Genomic DNA, 15,112 nt, shown 5'->3' on the forward strand with positions numbered 1-15,112 from the left:
AAACAAACGTCCTTAATCATTGGTGACACGGTCAAACGGGAAGCTTGAGACATGGCGGATAAGGTCATCGGGGCGGCGGAGTCCGATCGGTCGCCGGAAGCGCTTTTGAAACAAGCCGTTAGCGGCGCCAAGGTGAAGCCCGCGCCGATGCCGGAGAAGCGTCGGCGACTGCCATCGATTTCCCCGCTTCTTGGCGGAGTGGCGGCGGCGGCCCTCGTGATCGGGCTCGCTTTGGGCGCAGGAGCGATGAGCCTCGTTTCGTCGAAATCCGATCCATCCTCGGAGCGGCTGGCGCAGATCCAATCCCGTCTGGAAATCCGCCAGGCGGATGTCGCCCGTCTACAGACCGAAATCGAGAAGCTAGGAAAGGTTCTCGCGCAGGTGCAGGATGCTACCGAGTCTGTCCGCAGCGAAGCGAAGAATCGGTCCGCCGCCCTCAACGACCGGATCGGCAAGGCCGAACAGGCTATCGTTTCAAAAGTCACGAGCCTCGCCGACCGGCAGGATCAAACAGAGCGAGACCAGACGGCAAAAATCGCTGCTCTGACGTCGCAATTGGACAAGCGAGCGGCGGCGCCCGCTCCGGCCGCTCCTGTAGCGGCGACGCAAGCCGCCAAGCCTCAGCAGCCTGAGCCAACGGAAACCGGATCCCTTCCCGACAAGGCAAAAGCTTCGACACCGGCTGTCATCGATGGATGGGCTGTGCGCGAGGTCTATAACGGTGTGGCCGTCATCGAAGACCGTCGTCATCGCCTTGTGGAGGTCGGCCCAGGGGACACGATCCCAGGCGTCGGCAAGGTCGATTCAGTCGAGAGACGCGGGCGGAACTGGGCGGTTGTTACGAAACAAGGCCTGATCACCAGCCAAACTTGGTGAGCCGACGGACGATATCGAGTACGAGCATAATCAGGACAGCTGTACTTCGATCTCTGGATCACGAAGGGAATGCGGATACCGCGCTTCAATAGTGAGGGGATCAGCCATAGCGCACCCGCGTGCAGCGCGGTTGCGGCCATGGGTCAGTGCCCGATCCTGCGCTTCCTGGGTGGGGAACAGAATGGCCGCGAGGAGAGCCTGTCCCTCGAATTCTGAATCCAGATTCTTTGCTTCAAACACTGGCATTGCGGTCACCGGACCTTGAGCCGTGCGAACTTCGCATGGGTCGTTGTGTGCGTATAAACCGACAATGTGGATTCCGGCAACAAGTTCCCATCCGCCACGATTGTTTACGCTTAATTTGCATTTTGCATCGCCACGAAGTTTCCGCAGTGCGGCAACACACTCGATTACAGGTTCGTACAATCTGGAATGGGACCTCCTGCAAAAGTATAGTAAGCGTCGGCCGCCTCACCCCATCCATGGGCGCATGAAACTGAAACCTAACTAATCGTCGTGGGCAGAAATCTCAGATTATTGAGGAAACATCAAATAGAAGGATTTATTATCGGATCATTTTCAAATAATAAATATGGCCGATCGCCCATTAACTCCTGTAATCACTGAAATTTGCTGGTTTTTAATCACATTGATACTGAAAATTGATGATTTAATCAAAAAAATATCACCCTTCTATGTACCTTATCTAATACTCTACATAACTCGATGACCCTCTGACGTGGCCCGCGATGACCTTGGATGGGTAGCCAATCGCCCCTCATCCTCGGGCCCAAGGCCCCCCTGCCCAAGGTTCAATGTAAAATCGGCCGTTGCGCTCTTGTCCCGATAAAGTGCGAGCGACACGAAAAAGGGCGCTCGCGCGCCCTTAATCGACATTTAACATTGAACTTTGGTCGCTTCAGGCGACTGCAGTCGCCTTTACAGCCACACCCTTCTCGGTGAGGAACTGCTGCAATTCTCCCGACTGGAACATCTCGCGGGTGATATCGCAACCGCCCACGAACTCGCCCTTGACGTAGATCTGCGGAATGGTGGGCCAATTCGAAAAGGCCTTGATCCCGTCGCGGATCGCCATGTCGTCGAGAACGTTCACGCCCTTGAACGGCACTTCGAGGTAATTGAGGATCTGCACGACCTGGCCGGAGAAGCCGCACATCGGAAACTGTGGCGTGCCCTTCATGAACACGACGACGTCCTGGGAATCGATTTCGGTCTTGATGGCGGCGTTGACGTCGGTCATGCAAATATCCTTTCCAGGACTGAGGCGGGGAACTAGCGCTTGAAGTCAGTGTTTTTCCGGCGATTTCAAGATCGTCGTTTCGGCGATCCTCAAAAGCGCGTCGTCCATGTCGAATGGGGTGACCAGGGGATCGTCCACGCCTAAGGAGCATTGAAACGGCAAGTTGGAGATCAGCGTATCGCCGTATGCGGTCCGTCCCGGCTTGGCTAGTTCCTGGGTTGCGGCCCAGCCGTTGAACCAGTCGATACGCTGCGACATGGAAGGTTCGCAACGTCCGCGGGCACCGATCTGGAAGGCCTCAACCTGCCTGCGCCAATGCTCCACGGGGAGGGTGCGTGGCGCGGATAGCCGCTCTAAGAGATGCACCGGGCTTTGAGTGCGGAGGCTTTCACCGGCCTGGGCCTGCGAACGCCCCACGCTCTCTATCTCCTCGGCGACATTCTCCCAGTCCAGCATATTGGACAGGTCGGAGCGTCGCGAGAGGGCGCGCAAGGCCGACGCTTGCTGCTCGGTCCCGCTCACGATGTCGTCGTACAGGCTCGGCTGGTCCATGGGGACGCCCTGTTGATCGCCCCTAATCTTGCGGGACACCGGTGGTGAGCGCAAGGGCGTGCAGGACGCCCCCCATCCGACCCTGAAGCGCACCGTAGACGAGTTGGTGTTGCGCCACGCGAGTCTTACCCTTGAAGGCCGAGGAGATGACTGTGGCGGCATAATGGTCGCCGTCGCCGGCCAGGTCTTTGATCTCGATCGTGGCGTCGGGCAGCGCTTCACGGATCATGGCCTCGATATCGCGCGCATCCATCGGCATCGGACTCAATCCCTTTCGAGTGACATTCAGACCGTGGCAGGCCGGGTCGCCATGTAGGTCGGCAGCCAGCCTTCATGCGCCTCGCGCAGATCCGAGACGGATATGGTTTCGCCCGCGGGCAAGGTCAAATCTTGCCCTCCAGCTAAGCCGATGACGGAGGCCGGAATACCCTGCGCGTTCGCGCTGTAGAGAAGGTCCGGCACGTTCTCCGGGTCGACGCTGAGGAGGTAGCGGGCCTGGTCCTCTCCAAAGAGATAGGCATGCGCGGGAAGACCGGCGGGCGCATCCGGCAGGGTCGCGCCGATACCACCGGCAATGGCCATTTCGGCGAGGGCCACGGCAAGCCCGCCATCGGAGAGGTCGTGCACGGTGTCGACGAGGCCCGAGACGATGAGGCTGCGCACGAAATCGCCGTTGCGGCGCTCTGCCGCGAGATCGACCGGCGGCGGCGCACCATCCTCGCGCCCGGAAACCACCGAGAGATAGACCGATTGGCCGAGCCAGCCTTCCGTGGCGCCCACGAGGACGAGCATATCGCCGTCACGCTTCAGCGAGATTGTGGCGTGTTTCGTGACATCGTCGAGAAGGCCGACGCCGCCAATGGTCGGGGTCGGCAGGATGCCGACGCCGTTCGTTTCGTTGTACAGCGAGACGTTGCCGGAGACGACGGGGAAGTCGAGGGCGAGGCAGGCCTCGCCGATGCCCTTGAGGCAGCCGACGAGCTGCCCCATCACCTCGGGCTTCTCCGGGTTGCCGAAGTTCAGGTTGTCGGTGATGGCGAGAGGTTTGGCGCCCACCGCCGTGATGTTGCGCCAGGCTTCCGCCACGGCCTGCCGGCCGCCTTGCACCGGGTCCGCCTCGCAATAGCGCGGAGTCACATCGGCGGTCAGGGCTAGCCCCTTGGGTCCGTCCTCGACGCGAACGATGGCGGCGTCGCCACCGGGCTTCTGCACGGTGTTGCCGCCGATGAAGTGGTCGTACTGCTCGTAGACCCAGCGCTTCGAAGAGAGGTCGGGGGAGCCGACCAGCTTCTTCAGGGCCTCGGCATTGCCGATCGGCGCAGGCACGTCGGCGGTCGCGATCACCGGCTGGTGCGTGTTGGCGATGTGCGGCCGGTCGTAGAGCGGGGCTTCGTCGCCGAGTTCCTTGATCGGCAGGTCGGCCATGGTGACGCCGTCATGCTTGACGACGAAGCGGAGAGTGTCGGTGGTGTGCCCAATGATCGCGAAATCGAGGCCCCATTTCACGAAAATGGCCTCGGCTTCCGCTTCCATGCCGGGCTTGAGCACCATGAGCATGCGCTCCTGGCTCTCCGAGAGCATCATCTCGTAGGCGCTCATGTTCTCTTCGCGGGCCGGCACCTTCTCGATGTGAAGTTCCACGCCGAGGTCGCCCTTGGCCCCCATCTCGACAGCGGAGCAGGTCAGCCCCGCCGCGCCCATGTCCTGGATCGCGATGACGGCCCCCGTCGCCATCAGTTCGAGGCAGGCCTCGAGCAACAGCTTTTCGGCAAAGGGGTCGCCGACCTGCACCGTAGGGCGCTTCGATTCGGAGGCGTCGTCGAACTCGGCCGAGGCCATGCTTGCGCCGTGGATGCCGTCGCGGCCGGTCTTGGAGCCGAGATAGACGATTGGGTTCCCGACGCCCGTGGCCGCCGCATAGAAGATCGCGTCGGTGCGGGCGAGGCCCACCGCCATGGCGTTGACAAGGATGTTGCCGTCATAGCGCGGGTGGAAACCGACGGCGCCGCCCACGGTGGGGACGCCGAAGGAATTGCCGTAGCCGCCGATGCCGGCCACCACGCCGGAGACGAGATGGCGCGTACGGGGATGATCGGGCGAGCCGAAGCGGAGAGCGTTCAGGGCCGCGATAGGCCGGGCACCCATGGTGAACACGTCACGCAGGATGCCGCCGACGCCGGTCGCCGCGCCTTGATAGGGCTCGATGAAGCTCGGGTGGTTGTGGCTCTCCATCTTGAAGACGCAGGCCAGTCCATCACCGATATCGATGATACCGGCATTCTCGCCGGGTCCCTGGATCACCCACGGCGCCGAGGTCGGCAGGCCGCGCAGGTGCTTGCGCGAGGACTTGTAGGAGCAGTGCTCGTTCCACATGGCCGAGACGATGCCCAGCTCGGTCAGGGTCGGATCGCGTCCGATCAGGCCGCGGAAGCGCTCGTACTCGTCCGGTGTCAGGCCATGCTGGCGTACCAGCTCCGGTGTGATCGGAACATCGTTGCGGAACATGCGACCCCTCTCGACCGCTTAGGTATCTGTCGCGCCCCTCCCGATCTCGGAATGGGTTTGCGAGGTTCACCAAGTCCGGTCGGCTCTAGAGGGTAAGCGCCCGTGCTGGCAACTCATCAAAGCGGCGTCCGGCCATGCGGACTCGCGGAAACGCTCCGTCAGACAACCTTCTCGGAGGCGGGCTCGCCTGCAAGACGCAGGCGATCGATGGCGCTGTGGATAGGCTCGGGACCAGCGACGAAGGCGACGTAATCGAATGCCTGTGGGTTCAGGCTCGACATCAGCAACTGGAAATGCATGCGGAACAGGTTCCACTTGCGGCGGGCGATGATGTTCTTCTCGATGAGGTCGGTGATGCGGACATGGATCTCCACCGGCCGATGTGCAGGCGGGGAGGGCAGGTCGGAGGCGCTGAGGACGTCGCGTTGGTGGACCGAGAGCCAGTCCCACTTCGCACGCACGTCGAGCCAACGAATGGCGCGGCATGCCGCCACCCGCGCAAGCGCCGCGCGCATCTCGCCAGCCGGCGCATCGAGCGTGATCCAAGGGATCACGCTGCCGATACTAACGAAAGAAACCGGCGTGCCGCGTTGCCCGAAGCCGGGATCCTGCGTCAGGACCCTGTCGAGAGCCTCGACGCCGAGAAAGCTCGACGAGGAATGTCCGATGACGACGATCTCACTTGCTCTGCCGTCAGCGGCGCGAATCTCATCGGCGAAGGCATCGAGACGTCGGCACATGCGCGTTTCGGCGCCGCTGGCGTGGTCGTGGGTGAATGCGGCGTCGTCCACGAGGTGGGCGACATAGAACGGTTTGGCCCGGGTCAACCCCATCAGCCCGGCGAGGAGGGCGTAGAAGAGGACCGGGATCGCCGCGATCAACCAGGGTCGCCAGCCTGACGGTCCGAGCAAAGCCGGCAGGGCCGCTAGGATCACCGATGTGACGATCATGCCCGCATAGATCTGGTGGACGCCGATGATGACGCGGGCAAAGCGCTTGGCTTCCCGCCGAAAGCGACGAACGTAACCGCTGCGGTAGAGGCGCCACCATAAGGCAGGGACTTCCACGAGGCGCCGCCAGTTCGATCGCGGAAAGCGGGCGCGGACGATGTCGTCCCAGCGTAGCAGGGTATAGCGCGTGGGGGCCCCGTCCACGTTCACCGTCCAATCGAGGCGCAAGCCATCTTCCGACCGCACCGGGTCGCTCACGGCGATGGCCATGTCGCGCCTTGCCGCCGTGAGTCTGCTCTCGCGCCGAAACAAGCCCCAATAGGTTTCGGGCTCACGCGGATCGAAACCGGGCATGTAGAAGATCTGGCGCGGAAGGAGATCTGTGACGGGTGATTCTGAAGCGATGGGATGTTTATCCGTGCGGCAGGAGGAGAAGGTGGCCGGTGCCCGCAAGCGAAGCGCCAGAACCGGTCCCTACACGATCAGGTCGACCTCGTACGAGTGCGAATTCGCATCAGGCGTTGCCCCCGGCCCCATGAGAGAGATGCTCCGCGATGGCTGTGACGAACCGCTCGCCGTAGGCATCGCGCTTGCGCTCCCCGACGCCGTGGACCGTCCTTAGAGCGTAGAGATCCACCGGCTTCGCCCGCGCCATCTCGATCAGGGTCCGGTCTGGGAACACCATGAAGGCGGCGATACCCTCAGTGCGGGCGATGGTAGCGCGCAGGCCACGCAGATGCTGGAACAGAGCTTCCGTCGCCGGATCGAGATCGAGGGTCGCATCCTCGCGGGCCGCGCCACTGCGCTTGCGGTCACGCGGCTCGGCTACCTTCGGTTCCGGGTCCGGCCGCATCTGAATCGCTTCACGGCCGAACAGGATGGCCTCGCCCTTTTCGGTCAGAGAGAGCCCGCCGAACCCGTCGTCGTTCTCCGCCACGGCCCCGGCTGCAAAGAGTTGGCGCAGCATCGCCCGCCATGCCGGGAGCGGCTTGTCGGCACCGACGCCGAAGGTCTTCAGCGCCGTGTGACCGTTGCGCCGAATCGTGTCGGTTTCCTTGCCATGGACGACATCGCAGACATAGGCGGCGCCGAATCGCTGCCCCGTACGCACGATGGCCGAGAGCAGCTTCTGCGCCGGCACGGTGGCATCCACGAGGGAGATGCCGCTGCGGCACAGATCGCAGCGGCCGCAGGGCTCGCTCGCCTCGCCAAAATAGCCGAGCAGAGATTGCCGCCGGCAGGTCGCCCCCTCGCAGAGCGCGATCATCGCCTCGAGCTTACGCCGCTCGACGCGACGGCGCTCATTGGGCACGTCCTTCTCGTCGATTTGCCGTCGGCGCAGGGACATGTCGTCGAGGCCGTAAATCGTGAGCGTGTCGGCGGGCAGGCCGTCGCGGCCGGCGCGGCCGATCTCCTGATAGTAGCCCTCGACATTGGAGGGCATGTCGGCGTGGCAGACGAAGCGCACGTCCGGCTTGTTGATGCCCATGCCGAAGGCGACGGTGGCGGTCATCACCACCCCGTCCTCCTGAAGGAACGTGTCCTGGTTCTTCATGCGCGTGCCCTGGTCGAGGCCGGCATGGTAGGGGAGGGCGTTGAACCCATCCTTGGCGAGCACCTCCGCGAGTTGCTCCGTGCGCTTCCTCGACGAGCAGTAAATGATGCCGCTCTCGGAGCGTCGGTGGCGCAAGAAGCGCTCGATCTGGCGGGTCGGGTTGTCCTTCGGCGTGAAAGTCAGCCGGATGTTCGGCCGGTCGAAGGAATGGACGAAGGCCTTCAGGTCGCGACCAGCCGGGAACAACCGCTCGGTGATGTCGGCCCGCGTCGCCTTATCGGCGGTAGCGGTGAGCGCCACGGTCTGGACATTCCCCAACGCTTCGCGCGCCTTGGAGAGATCGCGGTATTCCGGGCGGAAATCATGGCCCCATTGCGAGACGCAATGAGCCTCGTCCACGGCCAGCCGCCGGACGCCAGCCCCGCGCAGGGCATCCATCAGCCCTTCCATCATCAGCCGCTCAGGCGAGACGAAGAGGAGCCGCAGATCGCCGCTGCGGATCTTGCGCCAGGTCTCCCGGGACGTCGCTTCCGCCACCGATGAGTTCAGGGTCGCCGCCTCGACGCCGAAACCGATCATCTGCTGGACCTGATCGTGCATGAGGGCGATCAGAGGCGACACGACCACCGTGAGCGAGGATTCGACCAGCGCCGGCAGCTGATAGGTCATCGACTTGCCCGAGCCCGTCGGCATCACCGCGAACACATCCGTCCCATCCAGGACGGCACCGATCACCTCGTCCTGTCCGGGCCGGAAATCGTCGTAGCCGAAGGTGGTCTTAAGGGCGCGTCGAGCTTCGTCGAGGCGGTCGGTCATGCAGGGCCCGTCATCGCGGTCAGGGAAAGGCGGCAGGCGGACGTCGCGCCGGCCATCCTTGGCACGGCAATGCCGCCGTCGAGGCCGTCATTTGCCAGGAAGGTGGCTTTGACGGCCCTGAACCCCGAGGTCAATCGTCGGGACCACCACCTCACCTCGATCTCGAGAACGTATCAGCGGGACGCGATCGCGACGGCAGCGCCGGCCATGACCGTCCCGGCTCCACGGTTGAGCAGTCGTCGTGCCCTGGCAGAGGTCATGACGCGCCGGGCTCGTTCGGCCGCCAGGACGTAACCGGAGAGGATGATGCCGAGGACGAGAACGATGGTGGCACCAAGCTCCGCCAGCCCCAGAGCATCGATCCGGCCGAGATCGACCACGGTCGGCAGCAGGGCCAGGAAGAACAGGATCACCTTCGGGTTGCCCAGGGTGATGGCGAGGCCGCCCGCGAACAGACGCAATGCGCCCTCGTCACGAAGAGGCACCGCGTCGATCACGCCGACCCGGGATGTCCAGGCTTTGAACGCCAGGGCAGCGAGATAGACCGCGCCGGCATATTTCAGGGCGACGAGAAGCGGCGCGAAGGTCTGCGCCACCAGGGCGAATCCACCCGCCGCCACGGCGAACCATATCAGGTCGCCGACAATGAAGCCCGCGACGAAGGCACCGATGCCGCGGGTGCCCTCGGCGAGGACACGCGCCACCAGGGCTGCGATGCCGGGTCCGGGGGAGGCTACGGCGGCGGCATAGATGGCGGCAAAGACGACAAGCTGCGCGAGGGGAATGACGCCTGCTCCGGTCGACAGTTGCAATACAGGGCATACAAAGACTTCACATCTTAAGTCACCCGAAAGGAGATGTCTGCTCAGATGGGCAAGGGTCAGCGGGTCGTCATCGCGGGCCGATGAAAGACCGGCGAGTTTATCCCATGATGGTCCTTCCGTTCCTCGGTTTCGCTGGCGCCACGGGGGCGGCGATCGCCGGGAGACGCGGCCTGGCCTTGCTCCTCTGGGGACTGTCCCTGGGCGTGTTGCTAGCGTTGTTCCGCGAGCACGCCACCGACGCCCTGCCGCTCGTCTTCTGAAGGCCACGGAATGTCCGCATCGTCCCTCGCCCGCGCGCTCAACGCAGCGGGACTCCTTGGCTGCAGCCTCATTTTGCTCGTGGCGTTCTGGTTTCAGATCGTCCTCGGAGAATTGCCGTGCCCGCTCTGCGTCCTTCAGCGCGCCGCTTTCACGGCGGTCGGCCTGGGGCTGGTCCTCAATATCTGCGACCGGCCGAGACCGTCGCATTATGCCATCGTCATCCTGAGCGCCGTGGTGGGGGGTGCGGTCTCCGCCCGTCAGACGGCTTTGCACATCATCCCCGGAACCGGGACCTACGGCTCGGCCCTGTTCGGCCTCCATTTCTATGTCTGGGCGCTCATCGCTTTCACCGGCGTGATCGTCGCCGTCGCCATCCTGTGCCTGTGGGATCGGCAGTTCACCCCTGAGGCCTCCGTGTCGCGCTCGGAGACGATCTCGGTCCTTGGGCAGCCCACCGGAACGGCGCCAACGGTTCTTCCCGGCACCCGGGCCGGGGCGCTCGGTCTTTCCGTGGTCCTGCTGTTTCTCGTCGTGGCGCTGGCCAATACCGGCTCGACCTTCGCCGAATGCGGGTTCGGCCTGTGTCCAGACAATCCGGTGAACTACGAGATGTTCGATCGGCTCATCGCGCGGTGATTCAGGCGCGCACGATACGTCCGTCGGAGACCGAAACCATGTCGGCCCGGCCGTCCAATTCGGCGAACAGCGCCGGATCGGCACCGGTCATCCAAACCTGCCCCTGCAGGGCGGCCAAGGCATCGAACAGGCCGGCCCGCCGTCGCGGATCAAGATGCGCCGTGACCTCATCGAGCAGGATGACGGGAGCGATGCCGCACATGGCCTGAACCAAGCGCGCATGGGCCAGCACAAGGCCGATGAGCAGCGCCTTCTGTTCACCCGTCGAGGCGGTCGCGGCGGCCACGTCCTTCGGTCCGTGACGGACCACGAGATCGGTGGCCTGCGGGCCGATGAGAGTCCGGCCGGCGGCGCGGTCGCGATGGCGGCCCTGTCGCAGAGCAGCGCGGAACCGGTCCTCCGCCTCCAGGGCCGGCCAGACGGCCACGAGATCGTCCAGGTCGCCTTCCAGCCTCAGCCCGGCCCATGGAAAAGGCTGCGCGTCATTGCGGGTCTCGGCGATCAGACGGTCCAACCGCTCGGCGGTCTCGCGCCGCGCCAACGCCACTGCGACGCCGAGTTCGGCGACTTCGCGCTCGATCGCATCGAGCCATTGCCCGTCGCTGGGGCGCTCCTCGAGCAAGCGGTTGCGGGAGCGCAAGGCCCGCTCCAGCGCGTTCACCCTAGCGCCATGCGTCGCGTCGACCGCGAGGACGAGGCGGTCGAGGAAGCGGCGGCGGTCACCGGCGGGGCCGCGAAACAGCCCGTCGAGATCCGGCGTCAGCCAGACCACCCTCAGGAACTCGGAGAACGCTACGGGGGAGCCTACCGTCTCGCCGTCGATCCGACACAGACGCGTGGCCCGGCCGTCGCCCACGGCGGGCTCGAAGCCCGTGCCGATACGATGCTCCTCCTCGCCCTGTTGGAGCGCGAGCGAGACCGCGAACCCGCCCGAGCCGGCATTGCGCGCCATGCTCGACAGATCCGCGCGCCGCAGGCCACGGCCGGGGGAGAAGAGCGAGATCGATTCGAGGAGGTTGGTCTTCCCCGCCCCGTTCTCTCCGACAAGCGCGACGAACCGGCTCCCGACGGCGAGGTCGAGATCGGCATGGTTGCGGAAGTCGCGGCAGATGACACGGGTGAGGCGCAAACCGACGACGGACGGTCCGTCGGTAGATGGATCCACGATGCCCGAACTTGCTGGGGTAATCGGCGAAACGACCTCGATCACACCCGCATCGGCATCAGCACATACAGCGCCGAGGCGCCCTCGCGGTCCTGGATCAAGGTCGGCGAGCCGGGATCGGCAAGCTTGAACAGGGCCGTATCGCCCTCAAGCTGGCTGGTGATGTCGAGGAGGTAGCGGGCGTTGAAGCCGATATCGAGGGCGGAGGCCTCGTAATCGACGTCGAGCTCTTCCGTGGCACTGCCGGAATCTGGGTTATTGACGGAGAGGGCAAGGCGGCCCTCCTGCACGGCGAGCTTCACCGCGCGGCCGCGCTCGGACGAGATCGTCGAGACACGGTCGACAGCGCGGGCGAACTGGTCGCGCTGCACCGTGAGGAACTTGTCGTTCCCCGACGGAATCACCCGCTGGTAGTCGGGGAAGGTGCCGTCGATGAGCTTGGAGATCAGCGTCACGCCGCTGGCGAAGCGGAAGCGGATCTTGGCCGGCGATAGGTCGATCTCTACGATCTCGCCGCCATCCTCAACCAGCTTCTGGATCTCCGCCACGGCCTTACGCGGCACGATGATGCCCGGCATGCCACGGCTGCCCTCGGGAGCATCGATCTCGACGCGGGCGAGGCGATGGCCATCGGTGGCGACCGCACGCATCTTCAGCGCGCCGTCGACCTCGATCGTGTGGAGGTAGATGCCGTTGAGGTAGTAACGCGTCTCCTCTGTGGAGATGGCGAACTGGGTCTTCTCGATGAGGCGCTTGAGGTCGCTGGCACCAATGGCGAAGCTGGTACCGAGCTCGCCGGCGGCGAGATCCGGAAAGTCACCCTCGGGCAGGGCACCGAGGGAGAAGCGCGAGCGCCCGGAACGGATCGTCATCTGCCCAGTCTCGCCGCTCGTCTCCAGCGAGACCTGCGCTCCATCGGGAAGCTTGCGCACGATGTCGTAGATCACATGCGCGGGTACGGTGGTGGCACCCGGATCGACGATGTCGGCGGGCACGGATTCCGTCACCTCGATGTCGAGGTCGGTCGCTTTCAGCTCCAGTCCATCAAGCCCGCTGCGCAGGAGCACGTTGGAGAGAATCGGAATCGTGTTGCGCCGCTCAACCACGCGATGCACGTGGCCGAGCGATCGAAGGAGAGCCGCGCGCTCGACAGTGACTTTCATCGCAACAACTCGTGGTCATTCTAAAAAAACGTCGCCCACCCCGAAAACGATGACGGATGGAGCCGGCGGCTTGGCCGGTGAACTTGGCGAAGGCCCTGTCCGAACGCAAGAGCGCGGAAGGCTCTATCCAGGGCAATGCGGGAAGGACGTCTCCCGCATTGCCCTGATCTCGCAAGTCAGTCCTGCAGCATCCGCTTGAGGAGCTCGACCTCGTCGTTCAGCACGTTGTCCTCGGCGATCAGCTTGTCGATCTTGCGGACCGCGTGGAGCACTGTGGTGTGGTCGCGACCTCCGAAACGGCGGCCGATCTCGGGCAGCGACCGTAGAGTCAGCACCTTCGACAGATACATCGCGATCTGGCGCGGCTTGACCACGGCGGCGGTCCGCCGCTCGGACAGGATGTCCGAACGCGATACGTTGTAGCGCGAGGCGACCAGTTTCTGGATGTCCTCGATCTTGATGCGCTTGGGCTCGCGGTTCTTAACGAGGTCGCGGATCGCCGTCTCTGCCGTCTCCATCGTCACGGCGGCGCCGGTGAGCGTGGCATGGGCGAGAAGCCGGTTCACGGCGCCTTCGAGATCGCGGCCATTGGCAGTGATCGCGCGAGCCACATAGGTGGCGACGGTGGGCGACACCTCGAAATTCGGATGCGCCACCCGCACTGCAGCGAGCCGCGCCGACAGGATCGACATGCGCAATTGCTCGTCCAGCATGCCAATCTCGACCACGAGGCCGCCGGCCAGACGGGAACGGACCCGTTCTTCCAGGGCTTCGAGTTCGGTGGGCGGACGGTCCGAGGCGACGACGACCTGACGGCCCGCATCGATCAGTGAGTTGATCGTGTGCCCGAACTCGGCCTGGATCGACTTGCCCTGGATGAACTGGACGTCATCGAGGATGAGCAGATCGATGGCGCGCAGCTTCTCCTTGAAAGCGAGCGCACTCTGGGTCTTCAGGGCGTTGACGAAGCCGTACATGAAGCGGTCGGCGGTGAGGTAGATCACACGGCGGCCGGATTCGCGCGCGGCATGGCCGATGCCGTGGAGAAGGTGGGTCTTACCCAGACCGACGCCAGCATGGAGATAGAGCGGATTGTAGAGGGCGCCTTGCCCATCATGACGGGCCACGCGTTCAGCAGCGGCGTGTGCCAGAGCATTGGATCGGCCGACGACGAAGCTCGCGAAGGTGAGGCGATTGTCGAGGGGCGCGCCGTTGAGGTCACCGGAGGCTTCGCCGCGTGGCTGAGAGGATGATTCGGCCTCGGCCGGGAAGGTCATCTCGCCGGATGAGGGCTGCGCGTTGCTGGTGGCCTGGAGACGGGCGAGGGGACTCGCGGGAGACGAAGACTTGACCGCACCCGAAACGACCCGTGGGGGAGCACCTGCTCCGCGCACGCCCACCTCGATGAGAGAGACGCTCTCTACCTCGCTGCGGAACGTAGCCAGGACACGGTCGAGATAGTGGGATTCGATCCAGCTCTTAAGGAATCGGGTCGGCACGCTAAGGCGGGCGGTCCCGGAGACCACCTCCACCAATTCGAGACGCGCGAACCAGCTGGCGAAGACGTCTTCGCCCAATTCCGCCCGGAGGCGCCGCTTCACGCGCGCCCAGGCAGCAACCGTGTCCGATCCCCCTGCGCCACCCATGCCGGTCTCGGCGTTACCCGCCACGCTACCATCGACATGCATCATCGCTCTCCTCGCGCCGAGGGCGAAGCCGCCGCTCGGAACGTACGCACACTGGACTGACTTCATGCCCCGCAAGGAATTCGCGGAACCCATAGAGATCCGGCGGAGTCAACGTTTCCACCGCAGGCTTTTGCCGATGAGAGGAGCCTATCAACAATAAGCTACGGTTCTCCTAACAACGGGGGTTGCGGGGAAAGCTGTATGAGGTGCCGTGAGAGTCTCGCTGATCCGCACCGAGTCCTGAGCCGCCCGAAACCTTGCGGACGATTCGGATAGGTTTGAATTAAGTGTGAATTTTCCCGCTTCTGACGAGAGATCATTAATCTACACAGCCCTCCTAGACTCCGCAACACGGCAGATTCGCAAGTAGGGTTAACGGTTCGACTCAAATTGAAGCGATGACCAGCCGGCCGGACCATCGAGAGATGACCGGCACCCGCCACGAGACATCCGGCAGGCTCGTGCGGAAAAAGTATCGGGAACGGGGCGGAGAACCGAGCCTGAAACGAAAGAAGCCCGGCACTGAGGCCGGGCTTCTTTCGCGTCATCCGAGGAAGGAAAGGATCAGGCTGCGAGAGCCTTGACCCGCGCTGCGAGGCGCGAAACCTTCCGGGAGGCGTTGTTCTTATGAACGATGCCGTGCTGAGCGGCCCGCATGATCTCGGGCTCGGCTGCCCGCAGGGCGGTCAGCGCAACGGACTGGTCGCCGCCGGAAATCGCCTCTTCGACCTTGCGGAGGAAGGTACGCATACGGCTGCGGCGCGAGCGGTTCACAGCGGTCCGCTTCGCGATCTTGCGGGTCATTTTCTTGGCCGACACGGTGTTGGCCATGGGGCATCCTCGTTCATTTAGGGCGATGC

At 64.1% G+C, this 15,112-nt stretch carries 15 protein-coding genes; 3 read left to right on the top strand and 12 right to left on the bottom strand.

Annotated features, from left to right (window positions below; all coding sequences use genetic code 11):
• Positions 1–51: 51 nt before the first annotated feature.
• Positions 52–876 (top strand): hypothetical protein, encoded by an 825-nt coding sequence (locus ASF26_RS19535; protein ID WP_056257975.1) that lies wholly within the window; start codon positions 52–54, stop codon positions 874–876.
• A 30-nt stretch (positions 877–906) separates the two neighbouring features.
• Here the strand turns inward: ASF26_RS19535 and ASF26_RS23560 are convergent, their stop codons facing one another.
• The 8 genes from ASF26_RS23560 to ASF26_RS19570 all read right to left on the bottom strand — a co-directional run bounded on the left by ASF26_RS23560 (position 907) and on the right by ASF26_RS19570 (position 9,327).
• Complete coding sequence (locus ASF26_RS23560) at positions 907–1,302, bottom strand: hypothetical protein (RefSeq protein ID WP_244476000.1); 396 nt, start codon at positions 1,300–1,302, stop codon at positions 907–909.
• A gap of 493 nt (positions 1,303–1,795) precedes the next feature.
• Complete coding sequence (gene grxD, locus ASF26_RS19540; protein WP_018042617.1) at positions 1,796–2,137, bottom strand: Grx4 family monothiol glutaredoxin; 342 nt, start codon at positions 2,135–2,137, stop codon at positions 1,796–1,798.
• A gap of 45 nt (positions 2,138–2,182) precedes the next feature.
• On the bottom strand, positions 2,183–2,689 hold the full coding sequence (locus ASF26_RS19545) for a DUF29 family protein (protein WP_056257978.1): 507 nt from the start codon (positions 2,687–2,689) through the stop codon (positions 2,183–2,185).
• 22 nt (positions 2,690–2,711) lie between these two features.
• Positions 2,712–2,948, bottom strand: a complete 237-nt coding sequence (locus ASF26_RS19550) for a BolA family transcriptional regulator (RefSeq protein ID WP_018042619.1) — start codon at positions 2,946–2,948, stop codon at positions 2,712–2,714.
• 26 nt (positions 2,949–2,974) lie between these two features.
• Positions 2,975–5,194, bottom strand: a complete 2,220-nt coding sequence (gene purL, locus ASF26_RS19555) for a phosphoribosylformylglycinamidine synthase subunit PurL (protein WP_056257982.1) — start codon at positions 5,192–5,194, stop codon at positions 2,975–2,977.
• A 158-nt stretch (positions 5,195–5,352) separates the two neighbouring features.
• Positions 5,353–6,498 (bottom strand): hypothetical protein, encoded by a 1,146-nt coding sequence (locus ASF26_RS19560; RefSeq protein WP_056258221.1) that lies wholly within the window; start codon positions 6,496–6,498, stop codon positions 5,353–5,355.
• A 160-nt stretch (positions 6,499–6,658) separates the two neighbouring features.
• Positions 6,659–8,515, bottom strand: coding sequence for a DNA helicase RecQ (gene recQ / locus ASF26_RS19565; protein ID WP_056257984.1), 1,857 nt, complete (start codon positions 8,513–8,515; stop codon positions 6,659–6,661).
• Positions 8,516–8,688: 173 nt separating this feature from the next.
• A complete protein-coding gene (locus ASF26_RS19570) occupies positions 8,689–9,327 on the bottom strand; it encodes a LysE family translocator (RefSeq protein ID WP_244476001.1) in 639 nt (212 codons plus the stop codon).
• Positions 9,328–9,443: 116 nt separating this feature from the next.
• Between ASF26_RS19570 and ASF26_RS23220 the strand changes: the two genes are divergently transcribed.
• Together ASF26_RS23220 and ASF26_RS19575 are read left to right on the top strand one after the other, a co-directional pair.
• A complete protein-coding gene (locus tag ASF26_RS23220; protein ID WP_018042624.1) occupies positions 9,444–9,599 on the top strand; it encodes a DUF5993 family protein in 156 nt (51 codons plus the stop codon).
• A gap of 10 nt (positions 9,600–9,609) precedes the next feature.
• Positions 9,610–10,236, top strand: coding sequence for a disulfide bond formation protein B (locus tag ASF26_RS19575; RefSeq protein WP_056257989.1), 627 nt, complete (start codon positions 9,610–9,612; stop codon positions 10,234–10,236).
• Position 10,237: 1 nt separating this feature from the next.
• Here ASF26_RS19575 and recF read toward each other — a convergent pair whose 3' ends face one another.
• From recF to rpsT, 4 genes are all read right to left on the bottom strand, one after another.
• Positions 10,238–11,401, bottom strand: a complete 1,164-nt coding sequence (recF, locus tag ASF26_RS19580; RefSeq protein ID WP_200925967.1) for a DNA replication/repair protein RecF — start codon at positions 11,399–11,401, stop codon at positions 10,238–10,240.
• Between the two features lie 41 nt (positions 11,402–11,442).
• A complete protein-coding gene (dnaN, locus tag ASF26_RS19585; RefSeq protein ID WP_056257997.1) occupies positions 11,443–12,564 on the bottom strand; it encodes a DNA polymerase III subunit beta in 1,122 nt (373 codons plus the stop codon).
• Positions 12,565–12,740: 176 nt separating this feature from the next.
• The gene (gene dnaA, locus ASF26_RS19590; protein ID WP_056258228.1) at positions 12,741–14,252 is read right to left on the bottom strand and encodes a chromosomal replication initiator protein DnaA; all 1,512 of its coding nucleotides are present in this window, start codon (positions 14,250–14,252) and stop codon (positions 12,741–12,743) included.
• A 564-nt stretch (positions 14,253–14,816) separates the two neighbouring features.
• Positions 14,817–15,083 (bottom strand): 30S ribosomal protein S20, encoded by a 267-nt coding sequence (gene rpsT, locus ASF26_RS19595; protein WP_018042629.1) that lies wholly within the window; start codon positions 15,081–15,083, stop codon positions 14,817–14,819.
• Positions 15,084–15,112 lie beyond the last annotated feature (29 nt).

It is taken from the genome of Methylobacterium sp. Leaf93 (assembly GCF_001422345.1).
In the GTDB taxonomy this organism is placed as follows: domain Bacteria; phylum Pseudomonadota; class Alphaproteobacteria; order Rhizobiales; family Beijerinckiaceae; genus Methylobacterium; species Methylobacterium bullatum.